The organism is Burkholderia stagnalis (assembly GCF_039848545.1).
GTDB classification, from domain to species: domain Bacteria; phylum Pseudomonadota; class Gammaproteobacteria; order Burkholderiales; family Burkholderiaceae; genus Burkholderia; species Burkholderia stagnalis.
In genome coordinates this window covers 1,368,193-1,383,608 of sequence record NZ_CP156686.1, presented here as the reverse complement: position 1 = coordinate 1,383,608, position 15,416 = coordinate 1,368,193, and the positions used below count along the sequence as shown (strand labels likewise).

Annotated in this window: 14 protein-coding genes; 7 read left to right on the top strand and 7 right to left on the bottom strand. The window is 69.7% G+C overall.

Going from position 1 to position 15,416, the window contains the following annotated elements; all coding sequences use genetic code 11:
- Positions 1-139 precede the first annotated feature (139 nt).
- Positions 140-1,024: a LysR family transcriptional regulator gene (locus tag ABFO07_RS22905; RefSeq protein ID WP_059890926.1), complete on the bottom strand. Its 885-nt coding sequence runs from the start codon at positions 1,022-1,024 to the stop codon at positions 140-142.
- A gap of 262 nt (positions 1,025-1,286) precedes the next feature.
- Between ABFO07_RS22905 and ABFO07_RS22900 the strand changes: the two genes are divergently transcribed.
- The 3 genes from ABFO07_RS22900 (at position 1,287) to ABFO07_RS22890 (ending at position 3,646) form a co-directional block, all read left to right on the top strand.
- A complete protein-coding gene (locus tag ABFO07_RS22900) occupies positions 1,287-1,916 on the top strand; it encodes a DUF2239 family protein (RefSeq protein WP_060018141.1) in 630 nt (209 codons plus the stop codon).
- 4 nt (positions 1,917-1,920) lie between these two features.
- Positions 1,921-3,252 carry a carotenoid oxygenase family protein gene (locus tag ABFO07_RS22895; protein ID WP_347469616.1) on the top strand — a complete coding sequence of 444 codons (1,332 nt, stop codon included), beginning with the start codon at positions 1,921-1,923 and terminating at the stop codon, positions 3,250-3,252.
- A gap of 88 nt (positions 3,253-3,340) precedes the next feature.
- Positions 3,341-3,646: a hypothetical protein gene (locus tag ABFO07_RS22890; protein WP_059566763.1), complete on the top strand. Its 306-nt coding sequence runs from the start codon at positions 3,341-3,343 to the stop codon at positions 3,644-3,646.
- Between the two features lie 19 nt (positions 3,647-3,665).
- Here the strand turns inward: ABFO07_RS22890 and ABFO07_RS22885 are convergent, their stop codons facing one another.
- Positions 3,666-4,610 (bottom strand): AraC family transcriptional regulator, encoded by a 945-nt coding sequence (locus ABFO07_RS22885; protein WP_347469615.1) that lies wholly within the window; start codon positions 4,608-4,610, stop codon positions 3,666-3,668.
- 87 nt (positions 4,611-4,697) lie between these two features.
- Between ABFO07_RS22885 and ABFO07_RS22880 the strand changes: the two genes are divergently transcribed.
- Positions 4,698-6,110, top strand: coding sequence for a cytochrome P450 (locus tag ABFO07_RS22880; RefSeq protein ID WP_347469614.1), 1,413 nt, complete (start codon positions 4,698-4,700; stop codon positions 6,108-6,110).
- On the opposite strand, the gene ABFO07_RS22875 is transcribed toward ABFO07_RS22880, so the two are convergent.
- The gene (locus ABFO07_RS22875; protein WP_059807762.1) at positions 6,111-6,911 is read right to left on the bottom strand and encodes a helix-turn-helix transcriptional regulator; all 801 of its coding nucleotides are present in this window, start codon (positions 6,909-6,911) and stop codon (positions 6,111-6,113) included.
- A 124-nt stretch (positions 6,912-7,035) separates the two neighbouring features.
- On the opposite strand from ABFO07_RS22875, the gene ABFO07_RS22870 reads away from it, so the two are divergent.
- Together ABFO07_RS22870 and ABFO07_RS22865 are read left to right on the top strand one after the other, a co-directional pair.
- Positions 7,036-8,442 (top strand): APC family permease, encoded by a 1,407-nt coding sequence (locus ABFO07_RS22870; RefSeq protein WP_347469613.1) that lies wholly within the window; start codon positions 7,036-7,038, stop codon positions 8,440-8,442.
- Between the two features lie 39 nt (positions 8,443-8,481).
- A complete protein-coding gene (locus tag ABFO07_RS22865) occupies positions 8,482-9,591 on the top strand; it encodes a P1 family peptidase (RefSeq protein WP_060352154.1) in 1,110 nt (369 codons plus the stop codon).
- Between the two features lie 139 nt (positions 9,592-9,730).
- On the opposite strand, the gene ABFO07_RS22860 is transcribed toward ABFO07_RS22865, so the two are convergent.
- Together ABFO07_RS22860 and ABFO07_RS22855 are read right to left on the bottom strand one after the other, a co-directional pair.
- On the bottom strand, positions 9,731-9,943 hold the full coding sequence (locus ABFO07_RS22860; RefSeq protein ID WP_347469612.1) for a hypothetical protein: 213 nt from the start codon (positions 9,941-9,943) through the stop codon (positions 9,731-9,733).
- Between the two features lie 130 nt (positions 9,944-10,073).
- Complete coding sequence (locus ABFO07_RS22855) at positions 10,074-12,257, bottom strand: FUSC family protein (protein WP_347469611.1); 2,184 nt, start codon at positions 12,255-12,257, stop codon at positions 10,074-10,076.
- Positions 12,258-12,465: 208 nt separating this feature from the next.
- Between ABFO07_RS22855 and ABFO07_RS22850 the strand changes: the two genes are divergently transcribed.
- Positions 12,466-13,416: a LysR family transcriptional regulator gene (locus ABFO07_RS22850; RefSeq protein WP_059566694.1), complete on the top strand. Its 951-nt coding sequence runs from the start codon at positions 12,466-12,468 to the stop codon at positions 13,414-13,416.
- Positions 13,417-13,521: 105 nt separating this feature from the next.
- Here the strand turns inward: ABFO07_RS22850 and ABFO07_RS22845 are convergent, their stop codons facing one another.
- Together ABFO07_RS22845 and ABFO07_RS22840 are read right to left on the bottom strand one after the other, a co-directional pair.
- Positions 13,522-13,824 carry a DUF4148 domain-containing protein gene (locus ABFO07_RS22845; RefSeq protein WP_059890919.1) on the bottom strand — a complete coding sequence of 101 codons (303 nt, stop codon included), beginning with the start codon at positions 13,822-13,824 and terminating at the stop codon, positions 13,522-13,524.
- 220 nt (positions 13,825-14,044) lie between these two features.
- A complete protein-coding gene (locus ABFO07_RS22840; protein ID WP_347469610.1) occupies positions 14,045-15,187 on the bottom strand; it encodes a porin in 1,143 nt (380 codons plus the stop codon).
- Between the last annotated feature and the right edge of the window lie 229 nt (positions 15,188-15,416).

Here is a 15,416-nt window from a genome sequence, read left to right as displayed (position 1 = left end):
GGGAAAGCGACGCGGCCCGGCGGCAGGGCCATAGGGAAAAGAGGCGGGTGTGCGGCATGACGGCGAGCGATCGAACGAGTGACGACGCCGCCAAGTTAACACGCCATGTCAACAGGAATAATTGTTAATTATCGTGCGTTCAATGAGAAATTCTCATCGATGATGCGATCACTTCCGTGGCGAGCGCGTGCGCGAAACGCTCGGCCGGGCGCGACTGGTGTTCGAGCAGCACGACGGCGCGGCCCATCTGCGGCTCGCCGAACGGCAAGCGGGCCACTGGCGGCAGGCGGGCGAGCGTCGAATCGGACAGCGCGACGATCGCCGCGCCGAGGCCGCGCGCGACCATGCGGACGATCGTCTCCGTGCTGTCCAGCACCATCTCCTCGCGCACCCGCACGCCGAGGCGCCGCAGTTCGGCGGCAATCATCCGGCCGGCCCACGCCTGCGCGTCGAAGCGGATGAACGGCAGTTCCGCCAGCAGCGTGCCGGCATCGCGTTCCGCGTACTGCGGCGGCGCAAGCAGCCAGAAGCGATCCTCGTAGAGCGTGGTCCAGGTCAGTTCGGCCGGATGCGGCTTCACGGGCCGGGTCGTGATCGCGGCGTCGAGCTCGCCGGCCGCGACGCGCTGCGCGAGCTCCGCCGACATCCCCGCGCAAACGTGCACGCGCAACGACGGATGCGCATCGCGCAACGCGAGCAGCGCGTCGGGCAGCGGGCCGGCGAGCGCGGTCTGGATCGCGCCGATTCGCAAGCGGCCGACCAGCTTCTTTTCGTCGCTGAGCGCATCGGGAATCCGGTCGACCATCGCGAGCACCTGCTCGGCCTGCGCGAGCAGGATGCGGCCTGCTTCGGTCAGCGCGGGCTGCCGGCGCGACCGGTCGAACAGTTGCACGCTGAATTCGCTTTCGAGCGTCTTGACCTGCAGGCTCACCGCCGACTGCGTGAGCCCGATGGCTTCTCCGGCCCGGGCGAAGGTGCCGTAGCGGGCGATGGCGACCAGCGTTCTGAATGCGCGTAAGGACATGGGCAAGCGGGCATGACAGCCGGATGGATCGATCGCGGCGCGTGCGCGCCGCATCGGTGATCAAGGGGGATCGGGCTGCGGTCGATCCGCCCGCGAGGCCCGCGCCCGTGGCGGCACGGCGCGCAAGCCTGTCGGTTCGGGCCACATCATGCCTGCGCGGCAGGGATCGGGCAATTCGATTTATACCCGGATAATATTGACGCGCCATTTACACCCGGGTATAAATGCGGTCATCGCATTCTTCACTGATGGAGAGACCCGCATGATTTCCAGTTCCTACACGGCGTTCGACGGCCACCGGCGGCTGGCCACCGGGCCGCTGTCGACGGTGGCGCTCGCGCTCCGGCGCGCGCTCGACGCCAACGCCGCCGGCGCGGTGCTGATCTTCGACGACAGCACCGGGCGCTCGATCGACATCGACACCCGCGGCTCGGACGCCGACATCCTGGCCCGCTTCGCGCCGCCCGCCGAATCCGCGCCCGAGCAGGCGGACGACGACGCGCGTGCCGACGAGCCGCGCGGCCGCGGGCGTCCGAAGCTCGGCGTGGTGTCGCGCGAGGTCACGCTGCTGCCGCGCCACTGGGAATGGCTCGGCGCGCAGCCGGGCGGCGCGTCCGTCGCGCTGCGCAAGCTCGTCGACGAAGCGCGGCGCGCGCGTGCGACCGAAGACCAGCGCCGCGCGGCGCGGGATCGCGCGTATCACTTCATGTCGGCGATCGGGGGCAATCTGCCCGGTTTCGAGGAAGCCGTGCGCGCGCTGTATGCGGGCGACCGCTCGCGCATGGGCGAGCTGATCGCGACGTGGCCCGGCGACGTTCGCGACCATGCGCTCGCACTCGCGCTCGGCGAGATTCCGCCGATGCCGGCGGCCGAATCGTCCTCCGGAGCCTGACGGCATGACGATGTTCGACCTGAACAGCGGCGCGATCGCGCCGGTCGCGGACGAGGCCGATCTCGTCGACCTGCGCGTCACCGGAAGCCTGCCGCGCGAGCTGAACGGCATGCTGCTGCGCAACGGCCCCAATCCGTTGCGCGGCCGCTTTGCCGGCAACGACGTGCTGTCGTGGTGGCCCGAAGACGCGATGCTGCACGCGCTGTCGTTCGAGGACGGCCGCGTGACGGGCTACCGGAACCGCTGGGCGCGCACGCGGCGCTGGGCGGACGTATATGCGCCGGCGCGCGCGGCATCGCTGCCCGACACCAATCCGAACGTGAACGTGCTGCTGCACGCGGGGGAGGTGCTGGCGCTGGCCGAAGGCGGCGCGCCGCTCGCGATCGTCGGCGCGCTCGACGGGTTCGATCATCCACGTCGGCACGCGGGGCTCGGCGGCGGCATGACCGCGCATCCGAAGGTCGATCCGCGCACCGGCGAGCTGATGCTGTTTCGCGCGGATTGGCAGGCGCCATGGCTGCGTTACGGCGTGCTCGACGCACAGGGCGTGCAGACCGTCGACGTCGAGCTCGATCTGCCGGCGCCGTCGATGATGCACGACATGGCGATCACCGCGACCCGCAGCCTCCTGTTCGATCTCAACGTCGGATACGACTTCTCGATGCTCGCCGACGGCCATCGGATGCCGCTGCGCTGGCACGACGATCGTCGCGCGCGGATCGGCGTGCTGCCGCGCCACGGCGGCGCGCCGCGCTGGTTCGACATCGCGCCGTGTTTCATCCAGCACGTGGCGAACGCCTACGACTGCGACGACGGCGCCATCGTGCTGGACGTGGTCCGCTACCCGTGGTTCCTGCGGCCGGGCGAGCGGCGCGGGACGTTCGACGACAACCCGCTGGCGGTGCTGTGGCGTTACGTGATCGATCCCGCCGACGGGACGGTCGAGGAAGCGCCGCTCGGCGATGCGGGCGTCGAACTGCCGCGGATCAACGACGCATGGACGGGGCGCGCATACCGGTATTGCTATGCGGTCGAACAGCCGTCGAATGCCGAGATGCGCGGCGTGGTTCGTTACGATCTGCGGCAAGGAACGATCGCGCGCTACGCAGTGCCGGCAGGCGACCAGAACAGCGAGCCCGTGTTCGTCGCGCGCGCCGGCGCGGCCGGGGAGGATGACGGCTGGGTGCTGACCTGGGTGTATCGGCACGCGACCGACACCAGCGATCTCGTCGTGCTCGACGCACGCTGCATCGAGCGCGGGCCGGTGGCGACGGTGCACCTGCCGAGGCGCGTGCCGGCGGGATTCCATGGCGCGTGGGTGCCGAAGGTGCGTTGAGCGGGCCGGGTTCCGCCGCACTGGCGCGGCAGGGCGCAGCACCTATCCTTGAAGGGCCCATGCGGGGCGCAGCCCAAGGAGGATGACCATGCGCATGCTTCTCAACATACGAATCCCACACGAGCCGTTCAACACGCTGGTGCGCGACGGCACCGTCGGCGACGTGGTCGCGCGAATACTCGACGAGATCAAGCCGGAGGCCGTGTATTTCACCGAGCAGAACGGCGCGCGCGGCGCGGTCGTGATCGTCGACCTGAACGACCCGTCGCGGATCCCGGCGCTCGCGGAGCCGTGGTTCCTGATGTTCAACGCCGACTGCGAGTTTCGTGTGGCGATGCTGCCGGACGATCTCCGCAAAGCCGGGCTCGCGCAACTCGGCGAGAAATGGAAGTAGCGGGGCGTTCGCCGATCCTTCACACCCACAGCCGATAAAGCCAGAACGATTCGTCGTCGGCGAAGCGTTGCGCGAATTCGGTCGGCGCGAAGCCGGTGATGCGCTTGGCCACACGGCTCAGGTGCGCCTGGTCGGCGAACCCTTCGTCGTGCGCGAGGCCGGCCCAGTCGAACGGCATGCCGGTTTCGTAGCGCTCGCGCGCGGCGAAGAACAGGCTTTCGGCGCGCACGAGCGCCTGCCAGTCGCGCAACGACCGGCCGCTCCACGACTTGATGCGGCGCTCGACCTGGCGCGGGCTGTGCGTGCGCCCCCATTCGCGCGCCTGCCATGCGAGGCGGCCGACCCAGTGGCGGCCGGCGTCGCGCAGCGACGCGAGGGCCGAGCCGTCGCCTTGAAGCTGCAGTGCGCGCCAGCGGGGCGCGAGATGATGCACGAGCGCGTCCCGCACGGCCGTATCGTCGTCGGCGTCGGACAACGCATCCAGCAGCGGGCGCCATGCGTCGCCGAGCAGCGCGTGCGCATCGACGAAGCGGTCGTGGATCGCGGCGAGATCGACGCCGAACAACGCGCGCGCCGCGTCGGCGGTGAAGCAGGCCATGCCGCCGCTTCCCGTCGTCGGCGCCCAGCTCGTGAGCGGGGCGGACTGGCTGCCCGACAGCATGACCGGCGCGCCAAATGGCTGCCAGCGCGGGCCGTGCGCGGTTCGCTCCACGATCCCCGTATCGAGGTTCCGATACCAGGACAGCGACACGAGCGGCGTGGCCGGGCAATGCGTCAGGCGCTGCGCGTCGTTCAGCGTGAAGCCGCGTGTATCGCGGCAGACGCTCGCGACGAGCGCACCTTGCAGCGCGGGCGGCGCGGGATACAGCCGCGCATGAGGGAGCTGCCCGCGATGCGTCGCGCGCGGTGCGCGCGCCAGCGGGTCGGGACACGTCGGCAACGTCGTGAGCGAAGCGGAGGACATGACGGCGGAGTATAGGTGCGGGCCCATTGGCTGTCGATGTCGTTTGCGTTCAAGACGCGTGCCCCGGGCGTGCGGACAATGCGCCGCATGAACACGCGATCCTCCTCTCAATGTCCATTCCATGCGGGGGCGCCGACGCCCGCGCTTCACCCGCCCGGCGTGTGGCCGCCGGGGCCGCGCGCCGGCCTGACGGGTTGGGGTTTGCTGCGCGCCATGTCGCGCGACCTGCTCGGCGCGCTCGGCGGCTGGCAACAGGCGTTCGGCGACGTCGTGCATCTGCGCATGTGGCCCGAGCATGCGGTGGCGGTCACCGATCCGCAGCTCGTCCGCGAACTGCTCGTGACGCATCACGATGCGGTGGTTCGCTGGGAGCGCGGCATCCGCGTGTTCTCGCAGGTTCACGGGCACAGCGTGCTGATCGCCGAGGGCGACGCGTGGCGCGGCAAGCGGCATGCGCTGCAGCCGGGTTTCATGCCGAAGCCGGTGCAGTCGTTCGCGCCGACGATCGCGTCGACGGCCGGCCATGCGCTCGCGCAGTGGCCCGCGCACGATCCGCACTGGCCGATCGAAAGCGCGCTGACGTCGCTCGCGATGGACGTGATCGTGCGCACGATGTTCTCCGACGTGATCGGCGACGATGCGCGCGCGGCCGAGCAGGCCGTGCGCACGGTGAGCGCGGCGGCCAACGCGGCGTTCTACCAGCCGGCGATCGCGCCGGACTGGATGCCGTGGAAGCGCGGCAAGGCGCGAGCGCAGGCGGTGCTGAACGGGCTGATCGACCGGCAACTGCGCGCGCGCCTCGACAAGCCGGACAGCGCCTGGCCGGACGACCTGCTCACCCGCCTGCTGCGGCTGCATCGGGCCGACGCGCGCGCGTGGCCGCTGCGGGCGGTGCACGACGAATGCATGACGGCGTTCCTGGCCGGGCACGAGACGACCGCGGCGACGCTCACGTGGTGGACGTGGTGCATGGCGTCGAATCCGGCGGCGCAGGACGCCGCGCGCGACGAGGTGGCGCGGGTGCTGGGCGGCCGCGCGCCGACGACGCAGACGCGGCCCGCGCTGCGCTACCTGACGCAGACGCTCGAGGAGACGATGCGCCTGTATCCGGCCGCGCCGATCCTGATCAGCCGGCGCGCGTCGCGGCCGATTGCGCTGGGCGGGTGGCAATTGCCGGCCCGCACGCTGTTCATGCTGCCGATCCAGCTGATGCATCGCGACGCGCGGTGGTTTCCGGAGCCGCACGCATTCCGGCCGGAGCGTTTCGCCGACGGTGCGCCGGCGGTGCCGCGCGGCGCCTACATGCCGTTCGGCACGGGGCCGCGCGTGTGTCTCGGGCAGCATCTGGCGATGACCGAGATGACCGTCATTGCGGCGATGGTGTTGCAGCGCTTCGTGCTGTCGGCGCCGGCGGGCATGGCCGCGCCGAAGCCGGTGTTGAACGTTACGCTGCGGCCCGATCGGGCGTTGCATCTCGGGATTGCGGCGGCCCCGGCCTGATCACGGCGTCTCGTCGCGCCCCAGCGCCTGGATGAACCGCGAAAACAATTCCGGCTGCGACGAAATCCCGAGCTTCGTATACAGATGCCGCCGGTGCACCTTCACGGTTTCCGGCGAAATCGCCAGCTTGTCGGCGATCGCCTTCGACGAATTGCCGCGCAGCACCATCCGCGCGATCGACATCTCGCGATCGGTCAGCAGATCCGCGCCGAACCGCGCGAGCGCCTGCTCGACGCGCGCGCCGAGATCGCTGTCGGGCGCCGCGCGCGCGGCGTCGCCTGCCAGCCGCCAGTGCTGGCGCACCGTCGCCAGCACCCACGGCAGCGCGGCCGTCAGCTTGCCGAGCGGCTCGACGTCGAAGCGTGCCGTGGCCCCGAGCGACAGCGACAGCAGCAGGCCCTGCTGCGGCCGCAACAGGATCTGGATCTCGTCCTCGCCCACCGCATCGCGGAAATAGCTCTGGAAATACTCGCTCTGCCGGAACAGGTCCGGCGCGACTTCCTCGAGCCGGTAACAGCCGTCCGCGAGCCCGTCGTGCGCGGCCTGCAGAAACGGGTCGAGCAGATAGAGCCCGTTCAGGTACAGCGGCACCGGCGACGGCGCATCCGTGCCGCCGGTGTCGTACTCGTCGAGCACGACCGGCACGCCGTCGCGGCCGATCGCGGTCGCGAGCGCGTTGTCGAACGGCACCATCTCGTTGAGCAGCAGCACCAGGAAGCGCCAGAACCGCGGCTGGCCGAGATGGTCGATCGCGCGGCCGAGCGCCTGGTGCATCGCGATTTCCGAAAACAGTCGATCCATACCACCACCGGAAGGGCGTAACACGAAGGGGGAATAGCGGTGCCGAAATTGGCTTCCTAGACTGCCACGCAATCAGGTGGCCCCGAGTATGGGCGTTCAAAAAAACGCAGCATAGGAGAGCAAGATGGCGATGATGTCGGAATCGACGGGCGCGATGCAAGCGGCGCCTGCAGCAGAGGAAGCGCCGCACGCGCTCGCGCAGACGCTCGGCGTGCGCGACGTGGTGATGATCACCGTGTCGGGCGTGACGCCCGCGAGCTCGATCTTCGTGATCGCGCCGTTCGCGATCCAGCAGGCGGGCAGCGGCGCGGTGCTGTCGTTCCTGCTCGGCGGCGTGCTCGCGTTCGCGTTCGCGCTCTGCTATGCGGAGCTCAGCGCCGCGCACCGCAGCGCGGGCGGCGAATACGTGATGGCTAAGCGCGTGTTCGGCACGCTGCCCGGCTACCTGACCTTCATCGCGGTGCTGTCCGTCAGCGTCTTCATTCCGGCGGTGCTCGCGAGCGGCGCCGCGCCGTACCTGAACAACGCGCTCGGCACGCACTTCGGCAACCAGCCGGTCGCGCTGACGATCGTGCTGCTCAGCTACGTGCTCGGCATGCTCAACATCAAGACCAACGCGTGGATCACGGGCGCGTTCCTGGTCGTCGAGATCGGCGTGCTGATGCTGATCGCGGGGCTCGGCTTCGGCGCGCCGCATCGCGGCGCCGACGCGCTGCTTCATCCGGTCGTCGCGAGCGGCGGCGTGTTGATACCGGCCGCGGCCGCCGCGATCGTGCCGGCGATCGGCACCGCGATCTTCTGCTACAACGGCTTCGGCTCCGCGGTGTTCCTCGCGGAAGACCTGCGCGGCGGCAACCGCAACGTCGCGAAGACGGTCATCTATTCGCTGCTGGTGATCCTCGTCGTCGAGCTCGTGCCGCTCACCGCGATCGTGCTCGGCGCGCCGTCGCTGACCGAGCTGACGAAGAGCGCCGATCCGATCGGCTACGTGGTGGGTGCGCTCAGCAATCCGGCCGTGTCGCGCGTGGTGAGCGGCGGGATCTTCCTGTCGGTGTTCAACGCGATCATCGCGATCGTGATCACGATGGGGCGCCTGCTGTACAGCAGCGGCCGCCATGCGTTGTGGCCGCGCGCGTGCAACCGCGCGTTCTCGTCGATCCACCCGCGCCTGCAGTCGCCGTGGCTCGCGACGCTCGCGCTCGCGGTGCCGTCCGCCGGGCTCGTGTTCGTATCGAGCCTCGACGAGCTGACCGCGTTCACGGTCGACCCGCTGCTGCTCGTCTATCTCGTCGTCGGCCTCGCCGCGCTCGCGAGCCGCTTCGTGCGCCGCGACGTGGCGCATCATTACCGGATGCCGCTGTGGCCCGTGACGCCGCTCGTCGCGGTGGCCGGCGCCGCGTATACGCTCTATACGACGTTGTCGTCGTCGGCCAGGCCGACCGACCTGATCATCATCGCGGGGCTGTTCGTCGCCGCGCTCGCGATGTACGTGAAGTGGGCGCGTCACAGCGACGCGTTCCGCGCACTCTGACCGACCATCGAACGAACTACTTACTGGAGGATTTGCATCATGCGCACGAGGGATCTCGGCATCCGCATCGGGCTCGGCACGCCGGGCCGCTTCAACGCGATCACCGACGTCGTGGGCGTGCGGGTCGGGCACTGCACGCTGAACGTCGACGCCGGCGACGCGTCGATCCGCACCGGCGTGACGGTGATCGAGCCGCGCGCGGGCATCGCGCACGACGATCCGTGCTTCGCCGGCGTGCATGTGCTGAACGGCAACGGCGACGCGACGGGCCTCGAATGGATTCGCGAAGCCGGCCTGCTGACCACGCCGATCGCGACCACCAACACGCACAGCATCGGCGTCGTGCGCGACGCGCTCGTCGCGGCCGAACGCGATGCCGCGCGCGATCGCGTGTACTGGTGCATGCCGGTCGTGATGGAAACCTTCGACGGCCTGCTGAACGACATCTGGGGGCAGCACGTGACGGCGTCGCATGTGCAGCAGGCGCAGGCCGCCGCGCGCTCGGGGCCGGTCGCCGAAGGCGGCGTCGGCGGCGGCACGGGGATGATCTGCCACGAGTTCAAGGGCGGCATCGGCACCGCGTCGCGCGTGCTGGGCGCGGACGCGGGCGGCTGGACGGTCGGCGCGCTCGTGCAGGCGAACCACGGCGTGCGCGACATGCTGCGCGTGGCCGGCTATCCGGTCGGCGAGGTGCTCGGGCACGCGCATTCGCCGTTCCGTGCGCCGGCCGCGCGGGGCGAGCCGGGCATGGGCTCGATCGTCGTCACGCTCGCGACCGACGCGCCGCTGCTGCCGCATCAGTGCACGCGCCTCGCGCAGCGTGCGAGCGTCGGGCTCGCGCGCGTCGGCGGCGGCACCGAGGATTCGAGCGGCGACATCTTCCTGGCGTTCGCGACCGGCAATCACGGGCTGCCGGCGGCGGACTACGGACGCAAGGGCGCACCGACGACGAGCGTGAAGATGGTCAACAACGATCATCTTTCCGCGCTGTTCGTCGCGGCGGCGGAAGCGGTGGAGGAAGCGATCGTGAATGCGCTCGTCGCGGGCGGCGACGTCGAATCGCGCGGCGTGCGGGTGGAAGGGCTGGGCGGGGCGCGCCTGCTGGATGCGTTGCGCGAGGTCGGCTGGCGGCCGGGGCGGGGGACGTAAACGCCGTGCGCGCCGGTTCAGGCGAAGCGGCGCGAGCGAAGGGAGCGAAGGTGATGCTCGGGTGAGCGGGCGGCCCGGCGCGCGCCCGCGCACCCGATGCGGGCACTGCGGGCAAGGCCGTCGCGACGCGGCGTCATGCTCAGCTGCCGAAGTAGACGTTGCAGAAGCTGACCGGGCCGACGCAGGCGTTCGGGTCTTCCTTCTTCGATTGCGCATGATCGGCGCGGCCGGCGGCCTGCACGGCTTCGGCGCGGTTCGCCTGTTGCGGCGCCTGCTCGGCCGGCGCCGGCTGCGCGTGCGCGACAGCGGCGGTGAGCGACAGGGCAACGAGGGCGAGGTGCAGCGGCTTCATTTCGGTTTCTCCTGGGTGAGGGCCAGTCTCGCTGGCAGTGACCCAACTATAGGCTCGCACTGCCTGGAGATTAATCACCGTGCCGGGAGAGCTTATTTGCATTCCGAACAAGGATGCCGCGCTCGCGCGTTCAACGGCGATGCCGGTTGAACGGCGCATCCTTGTCGAGCAGCGCGCTGCGCACGAAGTGCAGGCAGCCGACGATGCGCTGCATGCGGCGGCGCTCTTCCGGCACCGCATGCCATGCGATCAGCACATGCTGCGCGGTGCGGATCGCGAGGTTCACGGATTTCAGCGTGCGCACGTGATGGGCGGGCGTCGGGTCGTCGAAGAAGCGCGGCAGCGTGTCGAGCACGGGCTCGATCGATGCGGTCCAGCGCAGCGCCTGCGGCGGCTTCGATGCGGCGAACGCGCGCACCTCGTCGCGCAGGTCGATCACCGCGTGGCCGACCTCGAGCGTCGCGAGCATCCAGCGCAGCGCGTCGCGATGCTGGCGCGTGCGCCTGACCAGCAGCGTGCGCAGCTGCGCCATCAGGTCGTGCGTGCTCGACTGGAAGCGCTGCGCGAGCCCGTCGGGCGCACCTTCGCACGCGAGCGTCACCTGGCGGCGCAGGTCGTGCGTGATGCGTCCGGTCAGCCAGGGCATGTGGGTTGGAAACACCACCGCGAACACGAGGGCACACGCGAGCATCGCGACGACGACCGCGAAGCCGTTGTTGATCAGCATCTCGGGCGTATACGCGATCACGTTGTCGGGGCCCGCGAGCAGGCAGAAGAACACCGCGAAGCCGATCCCGTAGCCGGACATGCCCGGCCGCATCGCGAGGAACGCGCCGAAGCCGAGCACCGGCGCGAGCACCGCGCACAGCAGCGGGAATCCGTCGATGTTCGGGTACACGTAGCACAGGAACAGATAGCCGACGAGCGTCGCGAACCCCGCGCCGACGGCCATCTGCGCGACGAATTTCGGCGCGCGCGGCGACGTCGAGCTGAGCGCGCACGCAATCGCGGCGCCGATCACGGCGAGCGCGCCGCTCGGCCATTCCGACGCGATCCAGAAGCAGCTCGTCGCGCCCACCGCGACCACGGTGCGCAGGAACGTGAAGCCGACGAAGAAGCCGTTGGTCTTCACCGCGTAGTGCGTGACGGAACGCTCGAACGCATGGTCGTCCTCGTCGAGCGACGCGTAGGTATCCGCATAGCCGATGAACTCGCCCGCGAAGCGATACATCAGCTCGATCGCGGTGTCGTAGTCGAGCAGGCCGCCGGCCGCATGGTCCTCGAGGTCGCGGCGCGACGCCCGCGCGGCTTTCGGCAGCGCCGAATGGAAGCGGCGCAGGTCGAGCAGCGCGCCGGTCGCGCGCGCGGGCCCGCGGCGCAGTTCGTCGCGCAGCGCGACGAGCCGTTGCGCGAGCGCGTCGACGTGCGGCGCGAGCGCCGCGAGCACGGCGTCCGCTTGGCCCGCCCGCAGGCGCTTGACGAGCTGGTGCAGCGCATGCAGCCGCGTGCACGCGTTCATGAATTCGCTGTTCAGCCGCGCGAGGCGCCGGCTGCGGGCCCGGATGTGCGGATCCTCGAACGATGCGAACGCGCGGTTCGCCTCGAAGCCGACGATCTCGTCGACGAAATCGGCGAACTGGCGTTCGAACGCGCCGCGCTCGACGTCGCCGCCCAGCGCGCCGGCCGCGAACGCGGCGAACTTCGCGTGGCGCGCGTTCAGCGATCGCATCAGCGCCTTCGCGGAGCTGAGCGGCAGCACCAGCGCGCTGACGACGCCGGAGCACACGATGCCGAGCGCGACCTCGGCGGCGCGCGTCAGCGCGGACTGGAACAGCGTCTGCGGAGTCATCACCGCGGGCAGCCCGATCAGCGCGGCCGTGTAGCCGGCCAGCACGAAGCCGTACCAGCGGAAGTGGCGGTTGCGCACCGCGAGCGCGATGCAGCCGCCCACCCACAGCGTGATGCCGGCCATGTAGAGCTCGGGCTGCTGCGCGAACAGGCCGCCGAGCGCCAGCGCGGCGACGAGGCCGGCCGCCGTGCCGAGCACCCGGTAGAAGCTTTTGGCGAACACCATCCCGGACAGCGGCTGCATCAGCACGAACACCGTCGTCATCGCGGTGCGCGGCTGCGACATCTCGAGCCGCATCGCGATGCCCATCGCGAGCAGCGCCGCGAACACGGTTTTCGCGAGGTGCAGCCAGATCAGCCCGTCGCTCGCGGCCCAGTCGCGCGCCGTCTTGCCGAGCGGATCGAGCCGTCGTCCCCATCGCTGGATACCGACGGAAGGGGGCTCGATCACAGGTTGTGGCTTCATGGCAAGAGAGGGCGCGGCCCGCGCCGGGCGACGCGCCCGGGCCTGGCCGAACGCGCCCGTTCGACTGGTGAGGCGCCGATTGTAGGAGCGCGGCGCGCGCACATTAACGCAGCTCCGGGGAAACGATAGTTGCAGCCGGCGTAACAATGCATCGCATTCCGTGGAGGAAAATAGCGCTCCTACACAGGGGCTTCACGGGTTCACGGTAATGGATACGCTTCAAAACATGCGGGTGTTCACGCGCGTCGTCGAGACGGGCAGTTTCACCGCCGCCGCGCAATCGCTGAATTCGACGACGGGCGCGATGTCGCGCGCGGTGTCGGAGCTCGAGGCGCGGCTGCGCACCCGCCTGATGAACCGCTCGACGCGCCGTCTCGCGCTGACCTCCGCCGGCGAAAGCTATCTGCGGCGCTGCCGGCAGATCCTCGCCGACGTCGATCGCGCGGAAGAGGAAGCGAGCTGCGCGCACGAGCGGCCGGCCGGCGTGCTGCGTATGCACAGCTTCGCGAGCGTCGGCCATCACTACGTGCTGCCCGCGCTCACGCGCTATCACGCGCAGTTTCCCGACGTGTCGATCGAGCTGTCGCTGTCGCAGCGGATGCCGGACCTGTTCGACGGCACGAGCGACATGGCGGTCGTGACCGCGTCGTCGCTGCCCGATTCGGAACTCGTGTCGCACCTGCTCGGCTCGACGTTCAGCATCCTGTGCGCGTCGCCAGAATACGCGCGCCTGCACGGCGCGCCGGCCCGGCCGCAGGACCTCGGCGCGCACGCGTGCCTGACCCTGTGCACGCCGGCGTTCCCGACGCACGAATGGCTGCTCGAAGGGCCGGGCGGCGTCGAACAGATCCACGTCACGGGGCCGGTGCAGACCAACACCGCCGAGTCGCTCGCGCTCGCGATCCGCGACGGCATCGGCATCGGGATGCTGCCGCTGTATTCGGCGATCGACGCGCTGCGCGACGGTTCGCTCGTGCGCGTGCTGCCGAACCATATCCTGCAGAAGATGAACGTCTATGCGCTGTATCCGTCGCGCCGCTTCATCGACGCGAAGGTGCGGACCTGGGTCGAGATGTTGCGCGCGGAAGTGCCGGGCATGATCGCGCGCGACGTTGAGATGCTGATGGCGCTCGACCGGAGCCCGCAACAGGCGGCGTGAAGGGAGCGTAATGACCTGCGTCGCGGGTCGATTCCCCGGAACGATCGACTCGCGCGCACCGCGCGCATGCCCGGACCACTGGCATGCGCACGGCGCCGTTCGTGCTTACAGCGCCGGCTTCGCGGCCGTGCCCGATTCCACTGCCGGGGTGCCGGCCGGGCCGTACGCGGCCGTGGCGGCCTTGTGCTCGGCGAGACGCTTCGCGTCGAGGCGCGCCTGCGCGGCCATGATGTCGTCCGGATAGTTGCCGGAGTCGCCGGTCGACGGGTTGTAGCCGACGGATTCGAGGTCGTACAGTTCCTGCAGCACCTGCGCGCGCGTGACGTGCGACGACGACTGCGCAAACGACAGGGCAGGCGAAGCGAGCAGCACGGCGGCTGCGGCGGCGGTGACGACGAGCGATTTCACGATTTCCTCCTGGGTATGCGATGCGGTCCGGCAATTAGCGAGTGATCCGAACCGTTGACCGAAGTCTACGCAGCGGCGGCGCGCGCAAAAACCCCGATTCCAGGCAGGCAGCCTTCCAGAACGAGCAACATTGAAGCGGCGCCCGGCGCGCACGCGCCAAACGAAAAACCCGCCTTTGCAGGCGGGTTCGTCGTATGGCGGGCGCGTCGTGCGACGGCGTTCAGAAGCGCGTGCGCATGCCGATCGTGCCGACGACCTGGTTCGGCGTGCTCGATGCGCCGCCCGAGCCGTTGATGAACGCCTGGTAGCCGCGGCCGGACGCGTGCTGGTAGATCGCTTCCGCATACACGTCGGTGCGGCGCGACAGCTTGTAGACGGCCTGCAGGTCGACCTGGTGCCACTTCGGATCGGTGCCGTGCCTGCTGTCCGGGTGCGACACGGTGGCGTCCGTGTACACGTACGCGGCGCCGAGGCTGAAGGCCTGAGTCACCGCATAGCGCACGTTCACGTCGTAGTTGTTGAACGCGATTTGCCCGGTCGAGCCGAACGAGCCCGTGTTGTCGTACTGCGAGCGCGTGTACACGAAGCCGACGGTGGCCGGGCCGAACGCATAGTTGATGCCGCCGCCGTACGAACGCATGCGGTCCGAACCGATCGACCAGCCGCCCTGGTTCAAGCCCTTCGCCTCGGCGGCGTCCGTCGCGCCCGGGCTCGCGCTCGTCGTGCCCTTCGTGCCGTTCATCTGCAGGTACGCGCCGGCCAGCTTCAGCGGGCCGTTCGTGTAGCTCGCGGCGGCGCTGTACGCGCGGTTCGCGCCGAAGTTCGTCGCGTTCGAGAACGCGTACATCGCGCCGAACTTGAAGCCCGCGATCGTGTCGCTCGTGTACTTGACCGCGTTGTTGATGCGCAGCGAGTGGTTCAGGTTGTCGTTGTCGAACGGATGCGCGAAGCTCGCGTCGCCGAAGTCGCCGGCGGTGGCCGACAGCGGTGCGACGAAGTCGACCATCGTGTCGTACTGGCGGCCGAGCGTCACCGTGCCGAAGCCGTTCCGGGTCAGGCCGATGTACGCGTGGCGGCCGAACAGCTTGCCGTCCTGGCCGAGCGCGCCGTTGTTGACGTTGAAGCCGTTCTCGAGCACGAACAGCGCCTTCAGGCCGCCGCCGAGATCCTCGGTGCCGCGCAGGCCGAAACGGTTGCCGTTGATCGTGCCGCTGTTCAGGCGCCACAGCGACGCGCCGTTCGCGTTGTTGGTGTAGACGATGCCGGCGTCGATCAGGCCGTACAGCGTAACCGAGCTCTGTGCGTGCGCGAGCGGGGCGAACAGGGCGGCGGCTGCTGCGCCGGCGACAAGGGTTTTTTTCACGTAAAGGCTCCTGCGTGTGGGACTGCGGACAAAAAGTTCGGCGCAAGTATAGGGATGCACGCCCGGCGATTTCGGCAGGGCGGCGCGACAGCTCCGTTGCAGATCGCGCAAGAGTGCTTCACAAAACCGACATGCAGCGGCGCATGCGCCGCAGGCGGGCCGCACGGGCGAAATCGCGCGCGGCGGCCGAGGCGCGGATGTCCTGCTGTTGTCGCGCCGTCGCAACACG